This window comes from Parendozoicomonas sp. 209JJ7-1 (assembly GCF_058147085.1).
This window is the reverse complement of sequence record NZ_JBYVJU010000009.1, coordinates 151,009-162,353: the sequence shown is the minus strand read 5'-3', so window position 1 is coordinate 162,353 and position 11,345 is coordinate 151,009. Positions and strand designations below refer to the sequence as shown.

At 52.7% G+C, this 11,345-nt stretch carries 5 protein-coding genes; all 5 read right to left on the bottom strand.

What is annotated here, in order from left to right:
- Nucleotides 1–60: 60 nt before the first annotated feature.
- The 5 genes from ACY2RQ_RS10950 to ACY2RQ_RS10930 all read right to left on the bottom strand — a co-directional run bounded on the left by ACY2RQ_RS10950 (nucleotide 61) and on the right by ACY2RQ_RS10930 (nucleotide 11,260).
- Complete coding sequence (locus ACY2RQ_RS10950; protein WP_490113005.1) at nucleotides 61–4,872, bottom strand: NAD-glutamate dehydrogenase; 4,812 nt, start codon at nucleotides 4,870–4,872, stop codon at nucleotides 61–63.
- Nucleotides 4,873–5,031: 159 nt separating this feature from the next.
- Complete coding sequence (locus ACY2RQ_RS10945; RefSeq protein ID WP_490113004.1) at nucleotides 5,032–8,127, bottom strand: efflux RND transporter permease subunit; 3,096 nt, start codon at nucleotides 8,125–8,127, stop codon at nucleotides 5,032–5,034.
- Entirely contained in the window at nucleotides 8,127–9,290 is a 1,164-nt protein-coding gene (locus ACY2RQ_RS10940) for an efflux RND transporter periplasmic adaptor subunit (RefSeq protein ID WP_490113003.1), read from the bottom strand. Before ACY2RQ_RS10940 ends, ACY2RQ_RS10945 begins: the two co-directional genes overlap by 1 nt.
- Before the next feature lie 48 nt (nucleotides 9,291–9,338).
- A complete protein-coding gene (locus tag ACY2RQ_RS10935; RefSeq protein WP_490113002.1) occupies nucleotides 9,339–9,950 on the bottom strand; it encodes a hypothetical protein in 612 nt (203 codons plus the stop codon).
- Nucleotides 9,947–11,260: a peptidyl-prolyl cis-trans isomerase gene (locus ACY2RQ_RS10930; RefSeq protein WP_490113001.1), complete on the bottom strand. Its 1,314-nt coding sequence runs from the start codon at nucleotides 11,258–11,260 to the stop codon at nucleotides 9,947–9,949. The genes ACY2RQ_RS10935 and ACY2RQ_RS10930 overlap by 4 nt, the downstream gene beginning before the upstream one ends.
- Between the last annotated feature and the right edge of the window lie 85 nt (nucleotides 11,261–11,345).

Sequence of the window (11,345 nt, the reverse complement as noted above, 5' to 3'; positions counted from 1 at the left end):
GGGCAGAAAGGAAAACAACTCCCCTTTCCGCCCTAAACAATGAAAAGTCAACGACAAACGTCAGGAATCCAGTGCCAGATCACTTAATTCTCGAGTAGCCACGGTATACATAGCCAGCTCAGCACCGGCACCGCCACGGAGTTCTTCCAGAATGGCTTGCCAGCGGGCCACCTGTACGCTGTTGGTCTCACTCCAGTAGGCCAGCCGCTCACAGGTTCCATCCGGAGCACTTTCCATCCGCAACATCTGCACCGTCAGTGCCCGCTGCTGCATGGCCAGCTCATCCCGCACCCCTTCCCGGGCCAGGGACTGCCAGTGGTTACGGACCTCCAGCTGACTGAGTTCCTGATAGAACCAGGGCAGATCAAGGTGTTCACCCACCGCATAGAACAGGCTGGCCACTTTCTCCGGCTGGGCACCGGTCTGATCCACCGCCTGAATGATGGACAGCATACTGAACAGAAGACGGACACCGGCCACTCGCTGGGCCAGGACTTCCGGAACACCCTGCTCCGTTAACCGGTTCACACGCTTCTGCCACTCCTGACGCTGACGATCCGGCAGGAATTCCTGGAAGCCATCCATCATCTGGGCAATACGACTGCGATAGTGTTCAACACAGTCTGAGGTTTCCCGGTCCACCTCCCGCATACGCACCAGCCAGCGGGTAGCCCGGCGCAGCAGACGCATCACTTCCGCCATCAGTTCATGTTGAAGCGCACTGCCCACCTGTATATCCAGGGCTTCGATATCGGACCAGATCTGCTCCGCATCAAAAATATCCCGGGCAATCACAAAGCCCCGGACAATATCCGCCGCATTCGCTCCGGTGGACTGCTGCTGGCGGCTGACAAAGGTGATACCCATCATATTAATCAGGTAGTTAGCCAGCTGGGTTGAGACAATTTCCCGGTTCAGGCGATGGCTGGCGAGGGCTTCTCCATATTTGTCCACCAGCCGCTTCGGGAAAGCCGTTTCCAGCTCCCGGGCCAGGTAAGGGTCATCAGGAACCGTGGACGCCAGCAGCTTCTCTTTCAGGTCAGCCTTGCTGTAGGAGATCAGCACGGACAGTTCCGGGCGGGTCAGCCCCTGGTTATTGCTCTGGCGGCTGGCCAGGATTTCATCATCGGGCAGGAACTCAATGCCCCGGTCAAGGCGGCCGGTCTCTTCCAGACTATGAATAAAGCGCTTGTACTCCTCCATGCGGATCAGGCACTCATCCTCCGCCAGAGTGATAGCCTGGGTCTGGCGGTAGTTATTGCCCAACACCAGAGTGGAGACATCATCGGTCATGCTTTCCAGAAGCTTGTCCCGCTGCTTGCGGGTCATATCTCCGGCAGCCAGCATCTGGTTCAGCAGAATTTTGATATTGACCTCATGGTCGGAGCAGTCCACGCCACCGGCGTTGTCAATAAAGTCTGTGTTCATAGCGCCGCCGCTAAGGGCATAGTCAATACGACCCAGCTGGGTAAAGCCCAGGTTGCCACCTTCACCGATCACTTTCGCCTTCACCATGCTGCCATCCACACGCAGGGTATCATTAGCCTTGTCACCCACATCGGCATGGGATTCGGAAGCGGACTTCACATAGGTGCCGATACCGCCATTCCAGATCAGATCCACTTTTGACTTGAGAATCGCGGTAATCAGCTCATTGGGTGTTAACCGGCTGGAACGGATACCGAAGAGCTTTTTCATCTCTGGCGTAATGCTGACCGACTTGGCACTGCGGGAGAAAATCCCCCCGCCTTCAGTGATAAAATCACTCTGGTAATCGGCCCAGCTGGAGCGTGGCAGCTCAAATAAACGCTTGCGCTCAGCAAAGCTGGCCGCCGGATCTGGATTCGGGTCCACAAAAATATGCAGATGGTTAAACGCCGCCACCAGTTTCAGGCTTTCCGAAGAGAGCAGACCGTTACCAAACACGTCCCCGCCCATATCGCCAATGCCGACCACGGTGACCGGGTCTTTCTGAACATCAATGCCTCGCTCCCGGAAGTGGCGCTGCACAGAGACCCAGGCCCCTTTGGCGGTAATGCCCATCTTTTTATGGTCGTAACCGGCGCTGCCGCCGGAAGCAAAAGCGTCACCAAGCCAGAAGCCATACTCTTCCGCTATACCATTGGCGATATCAGAAAAGGTCGCGGTGCCCTTATCGGCAGCCACTACCAGATAGGTGTCGTCTTCGTCGTAGCGGATCACCCGCTCGGGATGCACAACTTTGTTGTCCACCAGATTGTCGGTCACATCCAGCAGGGCCCGAATAAAAGTTTTATAACAGGCAATACCTTCCGCCTGAATCTCTTCACGGGTACCGTCCGCAGGCAGGGTCTTGGACACAAAACCGCCCTTGGCTCCCACAGGCACAATCACCGCGTTCTTGACCTGCTGGGCTTTGACGAGCCCCAGCACTTCTGTGCGGAAATCTTCCACACGATCAGACCAGCGCAGACCGCCCCGGGCCACTTTGCCGCCCCGCAGATGGACACCTTCAACAGAGGGTGAATACACAAAGATTTCAAACATGGGTGCCGGACGGGGAATATCTGGAATATCTCCGGGAGAGAACTTCAGAGCCATATAATCCGGGCTGTTTCCGGCACTATCCTGCTGATAGAAATTGGTACGAAGTGTCGCCGTTATCAGCTCCATAAACCGGCGCAGTACCCGATCTTCACTGAGGACGCTGACACTGTCCAGACCTTCAATAATGGTCTGCTGCAACTGCTGGCGACGGGCAGTTCTCTGGTGGGCGGTCAGGTCCAGGTCGGGGTTGAAGGAAACCTCAAACAGGTTCAGCAGTTTCAGGACTATCTCACTGTTATTGCACAATGTGTCAGCGATATAGGTCTGGCTGAAGCCAAAGCGAATCTGTTTGATATAACGGGCATAGGCCCGGAACATACTGACCTGGCGCCAGTCCATTCCGGCCACCAGCACCAGGCGGTTAAAGCGGTCATTCTCTGCCTGGCCAAACCAGGTATGACGGAAAGCTTCCCGGAATTTGCTGCCCACTTTGCTCAAAGGCAACTGCTGACCCTGGGCCATGGACAGGGTAAAATCATGGAGGCAGATTTTCCGTCCCTGGCGGCAAATAACATAGGGATGCTCCCCGATCACCTTCAGGCCAAGGTTTTCCATAATGGGAATCAGGTCAGACAGGGGCAGGGAGCCGCCCAGATGGAACACCTTAAAGTGCAGATATTCATCTTCATCAATGGGCTGGTAGAAACTCATGGACAGAGGCCTGTCCTCACCGAGTTTCTGCATATGCTCAATATCAGCCACAGCAGTCAAAGGAGTGAATGCCGCCCGGTAACTAACGGGAAACGCTGAGCCAAACTCTTTTAACAGCCGGTTACCGTCTACCTCGCCCCGGGATTCCAGCAGGGAATCCTGGAATTCTTCCTCCCAGGAATAGGCCGCCTGGATAATTTCAGAGCGGATAGCTCTGGGATTGAAATCTTCGACGCTGTCTTCCGACAGACGCAATACATAATGTACACGGGTCAGGATAGATTCAGAGAAATAAGTGGTAAATTCCGCGTCCACAGCCTGAAGCTTTCGGCAAAGGATATTCTGTATTTTCAGACGCAGGGTAGTGTCATAAATCTCCCGGGGCACATACACCAGGGCTGAACAGAAGAGTCCGGCCGGGTCCCAACGCATAAATACCCGAATCTGGTTGCGTTCCTGAATCTGCAGTACCCCCATAACTGTTTCAAACAACCGGTCTGCCGGGGTCAGGAACAGTTCCTCACGGGGGAAAACTTCCAGAATCTGGGTCAGTTCCTTTCCGTGGTGACTGCCCATATCCAGGCCGGACATACGCGCAATGCCCGCTACCTTGTTGCGCAGCCAGGGAATCACTGTGGGACTCTGGGAGTACACTGGCGAGGTATAAAGGCCCATAATCCGGCATTCACCGGTGACCTGCCCGTCTTCATTAAAATGGCGAACCTTGATGTAATCGGGGTAGGCTGGGCGATGTACGCTGGAACGCACAGGAGCCTTGGCAAACGACAGTAGTTCATTATCTGTGAGATCGTTCCATTCCAGCTCCGGCTCCAGGTTATGACGGTTGAGCTGTCCTTCATGGCGGGGACGCAAAAGCCCCAGCCGCTGGCCTTCCACCCGGCGCACACGGACATCTTTGTCTGAGTGTTCAACCACCAGCTCTTCGTAAGCAAGGAAGGTGAAGTTGTTATCCAGCAACCAGCGTAGATAGGCGCAGATCTCACCATGCTGTTCACAACTATCCTTTTCAAGGGTATTGATCAGTTCTTCTATTTTGTTGCATACCGGACGATAGTCCGTCACCACCCGACGGACATCAGCCAGTACGTCTTCCAAGTCTCGACGCAGCTCTTCCAGTTCGTTATCCCCGGCCTGACGGTCAACTTCGATATAGAGCAGTGCTTCCTTGTGGCTCTTTCCATCTCCAGCGGCCACCAGGTTGTGGGACTTATCCCGTGCAACGGTCAGCACACAGTTACGCAGATGGTGAATGGTGGCACCCCGCTCGTTCAGTTTCATTCGCACGGAGTCCACGATAAACGGCATATCCGGATGCACAATCTGGACAATGGTATGGGTGGAATGCCACCCGTTATTTTCGTAATCCGGGTTCAGAACCTCGATCTTGGCTTTACTGTTGTCATGGCTCTGGAAAAAGCGCCAGAACGCCAGAGTACTGCCGGCTAAGTCCCGGCGTCGGTACTCGGCAAGTTCTTCCGGTGTGGTAATGGCAAAAAAGGGTGCAAGAAAAGTCCCCAGCCCCTGTTTCTGCTGCTCGGGCAGGTGTTTCAGCAGCTCAGCTTCCAGCTTGCTGATAAACTCGCCCCTGGTGTCTGCGTAGTGATGATGCCCCATTGACTTCAAATCCCCTGGCACAGCGTCAGAAATAATCCTGTAGCGCTCTCTTCCCTGCCGATCTCCCCGGAAGAGAGCCCCTTTACCTTCAGTGTCATTGTTGCCGACTCAAAGTCCAGATAACAGTTCTTTTTGCGACATTTTTTTGTAGAATTGTGTTTATTCTCTTCTACTGCTGCTCTGGCTCATATCTGAAAGTACATCCATGCGCCGGTAACCCGCCATCATCACATAGGCCGTGGGTACCACCAGCAGGGAAAACAAGGTTCCCAGCACCATCCCCCCCACCAGCACCAGACCAATATCGGAGCGCCCCATAGAGCCGGCACCGGAGGCCAGAGCCAGGGGCAAAGCCCCGAAAACCATGGCGCAGCTGGTCATCAGAATAGGCCGCAAACGGGTTCCGGCCGCAGCGATCACCGCCGATACCGTATCCTGCCCCTCTTTCACCAATCGGTTGGCGAAGTTCACCACCAGGATGCCATGCTTGCTCACTAGCCCCACCAGGGTCAGCAGGCCGATATTGGTGTAAATATTCAGAGTTCGGTCACACAGCCAAAGCAGCAGAAGAGCACCAGCCACGGAGAGGGGAACCGTCAGCAGAATCACCAGGGGATCAATAAAACTTTCAAACTGCGCCGCAAGTATCAAATAGATAAATACAACAGCCATAACAAACAACCAGAGCATATTGGCTTCCGACAGGTTCATCTGCCGGATCACACCGGAGAACACCATGGACTGGTCCTGGTTCAGCAAAGGCCCAACAGTTTCTGACACCTCTTTAGCCAACCGGGTCAGTGACGTGCCGGGAATAATATCCCCATGAATAGTGGCCGCCCGTTCCCGGTTCCAGGTTTCAATGGCCGGGGGGGCTGTTTTATTGTGAACCGTCAGCAAGCTTGAGAGGGGCAGAACCTGGCCGCTGTCTGAATTTACATAAATCGAATCCATAATACTGAAATCCTCCAGCCAGTTTTCATTCAGCTGAACCTGGACATCAAAGGTCTGGCCATCGGGCGTATGAACCTGGGTCGCACGCTCCGCTCCCCCCAGCATTACCTGCAGACTGTCGCGAATATCCGTGAGATGGACGCCATAACGGCTGGCCTGCTCCCGGTTCAGGGTAAACTCCAGTTCCGGGGTGTCGTAGGTTAGTGAACTGGAAACGTTGGTCAGACCATGGAGTTTCTCCAGAGCTTTCACTATATGCTCACTCAGGGTATTCAGGGACGAAGCCACCGGATCACGGTCCAGGGTCTGGAGTTTGAGTTCAAAACCCGTAGCGCCAATGCCATAATCCACCGGATCCGGCAGTTGGAAAGAGATACTTATGGCCGGCACGGCACTGGCCACATCCCGGTTATATTGCTTTAACAATGCCCAGGCTGTTTGATTCCTCTCATCACTTGTTTTCAGGGTGATAAAGTTTGTGGGCGCGTCCAGGTAATAGGAGACCACTGTCTGAATATCCCCCTGTTCGGCCAGATAGTTGTCCAGCTCAATCATATTACGCTTGATAAACTGCATACTGCTGGCGGGAGGCAAGCGGATATCTGTTTCCAGATAACCAATATCTTCCTTGGGCATCAGTTGCCTGCCCAGATGACTGTATATCAGCAAACCCAGCCCCAAACAGAGCGTCATGCTAATTAGCACCCAGCGTCGATGCTTCAACACTTGCCTCAACAGCTTTCGGTAGCGGGTATCCAGCTGATTTAACTTATCCGACAGAAAACGGGCCGAGGCCGATATCTGTGCAACAGGCCGCAAAACCGTTGCGCACATCATTGGAGAAAGGGTTAACGCCACAAACCCGGAAATCAGCACCGCCGCGGCCAGGGTAAAAGCAAACTCCCTCAGAATGGTCGCGGTAAAACCATGAAGAAAACCCACAGGCATATAGACAGCCGCCAGGGTCAGGGACATGGCCACAACCGCAAATACCAGCTCATGAACGCCTTTCAACGCAGCCTCTCTCGGCGCGTGTCCAGCGCTGATATGACGACAACTGTTTTCCACCACAACAATGGCATCATCCACTACCAGACCAATGGCCAGCACAATCGCCAGCAGGCTGACCACATTCAGGCTGAACCCCAGGGCCGCCATTGCCGCCAGTGTGGCGATAATGCATACAGGGATGGTCACCACCGGAATCCATGCCATCCGCAGTGACCCGAGAAACACCAGCATCACCAAAATCACGCATATCACCGCTTCCACAACAATGCGCCAGCAGTCGTTTATAGCCTGTTTAAGAAAACGGGACTGGTCGTAAGTGGTGACCATTTCCATGCCATTGGGAAGCCGGGCTTCAATTTTCTTTATCTCTGCCCTTACCAGCGCGGCCACTGTGACCGGATCTGCCCCGACAAAGGGACGCACCTGCATGACAATGCCTTCCCTGCGATTCACCAGCACCGGCTCATGCTCAAGATCCGCTTCCCCCCAGCGTACTTCCGCAACATCGCCAATGGTAATGGGCTGACCGTGAACATTGCGGATCACAATACCAGCAAAATCTTCTGCGGTATGGAGCTGGGTATCGGATACCAGCACATACTTCCGGTCCCGACTGATAATGGCCCCGGAACTGATACTGATATTGTTATTGCCCAGGGCATCAAACACATCACTGGCTGTTACTTTCAAGTACGCCATGCGGCCCGGGTCCGGGAATACCCAGAGCACCTTGCCGCCATAACCGAACACTGGCAGTGACCCTACCCCTTCAATATTCTGCAACCGGGGCACAACATGATTGATGACGTACTCATAGACGTCGGCCACCGTTTGCTTGGAGGATGAAAAACCATAGGAAAGCGTAGGAATGGTATTCCAGTTGGTCCCGGAATCATCGGAGACCACCGGAGGGTTTGGCATTCCCTTGGGAAGCTGGCCGAGCACCCTGGCAATTTTCCCCCGCAGAACATTCAGGACAGCGTAATAATCCACATTGTCCCGTACATTTATGGTGATCTGACTGCGCCCTGCGATGCTGCTGGTACTTATATCCTCCAGACCATCCACGCCGCTGACCACATCCAGCAGAGGATTGGTAATCTGCTCCGACATAAACTGCGCACTGGCACCTGGCATGGTGCTGTCGATCACCGCCGTATGCTGATGAAAAACCGGAAAATAGCCCACAGGAAGGGATTGCAGGGAGACCAGACCAGCGGTCACCAGCAATAAGCTCAGTACAACGGAAAATACCGGATGCCGAATACAGATCTCCGGCAGACGATTCATTAACCAGCGACCTGATGTTGTTCAGGTGTTTTACCGGAATGGTGTTCTCTCTGGGTGGGCCTTGAAGGATGATTACGCCTTAACCGTACCCTGTCTCCGTCAGAAAGTTTCTGTGCTCCACCGACAACAATTCTGTCTCCGGGTTTAACCCCACCATTGACCACCACCATGCCGTTATCAAGCTGGCTTCCCAGTTCAACAGGAGTCATTTTCGCCAGGCAGACTGTGTTCAGGTTAGTTTTCCCAGAGTTTCCTTTATTTGTTCCTTCCTCCTTAACCAGAAAAACATAATGGGTATCCAACTGCACAAGAACGGCCGGCTGGGGGACCACAACCTTCTCTGTACCGGTATTCAAAAAGTGCCGTATACGCACCAGCTCGCCGGGGGATAACAGATTATTCGGGTTGGCAATCTGCCCATGGAGGGTAAAACGTCCGGTGGCATCATCCACCGTTGAGCTGATAAATTTCAGGTCTGCCTGAAACACCTTGCCGGGCACGGCATCTACTCGAATATCCAGTTTCTGTCCAAGCTCGACTTTGTTTTTCTCCGCCTGGTTAAGGAAGTATTCCACCCGCAGAGGATCAAGCTGAACTAACTGAACGATGGGTGTACCCGCATCTACATAGGAACCCACCCGCAACTTGAAGCGTTCCAGATGACCATCGTAAGGGGCGATCAGCAGCAGGTCATGCATGCGGGCCTTGACCCCGTTATATTTAGCCTGAGCAACTTTCAAGGCGGAGTTCACGCTGATGTAATCCTGCTGGGAAAAGACCCCACGGCCTTTCAGCAGTTCATAGCGTTTCTGCTTGGAAGCGGCTTCATCCAGGTTTGCCCGGGCCTGGGCCAACTCCGCGGCAACAATGCTTTCATCCAGAGCACCAATAGTGGTACCGGCAGTCACCACATCACCATCATTAACCGACAGTGTCTTGATATGTCCGGGCACAAGAAAGCTGAGTTCCGTTGAGGCTGTGGCACTGAGGGTGCCGATAGTGGTAAGGATGTCGGGAATTACCTGTTTGCCGACCGTGACAATATTAACGGCAATGGAATTATCGTTTTGTGCTGCCTGGACGCTATTGAACTCGCCAGAAAGCAGGCAGCTGAAACAGCTGACCAGAAATAAACGACAAACATGACATAAACCACAGATCATCCCCGGCTCCGGCAACCATCACATGCCGGGGCAGAGCATAGAAGGGGTTCAGGGATTTGTGGAAGAATCCGCTGCCAATTCCTGACGGAGCTCTTTTTGCAGGGCTTTTATAGCTTCCAGCTCCTCTACTCCCTCCGCCAGAAGTTCCGGGGCAAGGCCGTGATTCCGGGCCTCTTCAATAGCCCCTTCCAGTTCTTTAATGCGTATATCAGCACTGGCCACCCAGGCCTGCTTCAGTCGTTGTTCCTGTCGCCCTTCATAGAGTAAATAAGCTTCTGGATCTACCAGATCCTCCGGTTTCGGTAAGGGTTCAGGTTCAAAATCGCCTATAACCGGAGCACGGCCATCACCATTGCGTATAGACTCTCCAAAGCTCTGCACGGCGGCCATATCCAGAGGCCGTTCACTTTTACTGGAATTGTCATCAGATGCTGAAGTTTCATCAACCCAGTTGAAAACCGGAGCGCTGTTTACAACCCTTTCCTGTTTTTGTTGTACCGGCTTTACGGGGTGAGTGGAAATATCATCGGTATAAGGAACAAGCTCTACCTGCTCCCCGTCAGCAACCACATCCTGCCAACTGCGCGCACCAATAAACATGACACTGATTATCGCAGCCAGAATTGCGACTGATCCTGCTACAGGATGCCGGATTTTCACAGCCGGATGCCTTTACGCACAAACTTCTTATTCAGTTCTACAGAGGCTTGGTTCTCCAAAGAGAGCACCATATTTTTATAATTATCCGCGGCCTTTTTCTGGGCAATGTTTCGTCCGGCTTCGTAGCGTACAGTTTTTGAATCCGGCTTCTGGTAGCGGTGCTTCTTATTTCTGACCAGAACCATGGCCCAGGATGGTTTTTCATCACCGGTTACAGGGACACGCACCGGTGGAGAAAGCCTGTTAACAGGCTGGGTAAATGCCAACCCCACCAGCCAGGATGAATGACCACTGTGACGGGATACTTCCTCAGCGATTTTATTCTGACGATCAAATTCAGTCCGTAGTTTTTCTTTCGACCATGTTTTCATGGCATCCCAGGCATCATCAGCGCTTTTCTGGCTGTCAAAAAACAGTACCTGAGCTGTTACTGATTCGGTATAACGGAATGACTCCCGGTTTTTCTGGTAATAGGCCAGCACTTCTTTCTGGGTAACATCAGCCACCAGTTGATCAAACACCGGATTATCATCATGCATAATATTGCCAAGGCCAAATGACTGCAGAACCAGTGACTTCTGGTATTTATCCGCAAGTATTTGCTTCAATACATCCATATCAGATGCGCTAAGCTCTGAAAATGTGCTTACCCAGTACAACACAGACTCTCTGTCCATGATTTGATAAGCCTGCTGCTGAAGAAACCTGATATCCCGGTTATGGAGACGCATACGTCCCTGAACATTCTGCTCCAGATAAATATCCGCCAAAGTGATAGTTTGTTCTTTTCCACCACCAAAACGGTAACTCACCACAGGAATATTCTTCAGCTCTTCCAAAGTATTACCGGATAACTGATATTCCAGAGAGTTCTGTCCAAATATTTGCTCAGGGATGGAGGTCCAGACAGGGTTTTTCTGAGTGATAAAACCCTTAAGCCCTTCTTTCTGTTCCCGTTGCCAGGCCTGATAGGGCTGACGATAAGCCTGACGCAACAAGCCAGCTAACTGCCCGTCCAGTATTGCCTGCTTTTGAAAGCCAACCCGACTCACTGATGCATTGATGTTGTTCTGCTGGCTATAACGGGAAAGCAACCTGTTCTCTACCAGGGTCACCAGGAAATCCGCTTTTTTCAGGGAAAGGTTTTGCCGGCGGGCCTGGCCATAAACCAGTTCAAAAACAGACAGGGGAATAACTTGACCATCAATATTGGCCGCAAGCGTTTCTGATTCAAGTGTCCAGGACAACTCTGCCCGACACAGTAAAGGGGCCAGTAACAAGATCAACAGACAGATTTTGTTTTTTATCATTTGAACAACCGAAACAACCATAACATCTATAACCGGATATAACCGGAACCAGAAGGAGTCCTCCTGATCCCGGCACATTCAACCT

Bases quoted from the DNA above. Each gene is read 5' to 3' on its own strand.
- ACY2RQ_RS10950 (WP_490113005.1), bottom strand. From the start codon at position 4,872: ATGGGGCATCATCACTACGCAGACACCAGGGGCGAGTTTATCAGCAAG.
- ACY2RQ_RS10945 (WP_490113004.1), bottom strand. From the start codon at position 8,127: ATGAATCGTCTGCCGGAGATCTGTATTCGGCATCCGGTATTTTCCGTT.
- ACY2RQ_RS10940 (WP_490113003.1), bottom strand. From the start codon at position 9,290: ATGATCTGTGGTTTATGTCATGTTTGTCGTTTATTTCTGGTCAGCTGT.
- ACY2RQ_RS10930 (WP_490113001.1), bottom strand. From the start codon at position 11,260: ATGATAAAAAACAAAATCTGTCTGTTGATCTTGTTACTGGCCCCTTTA.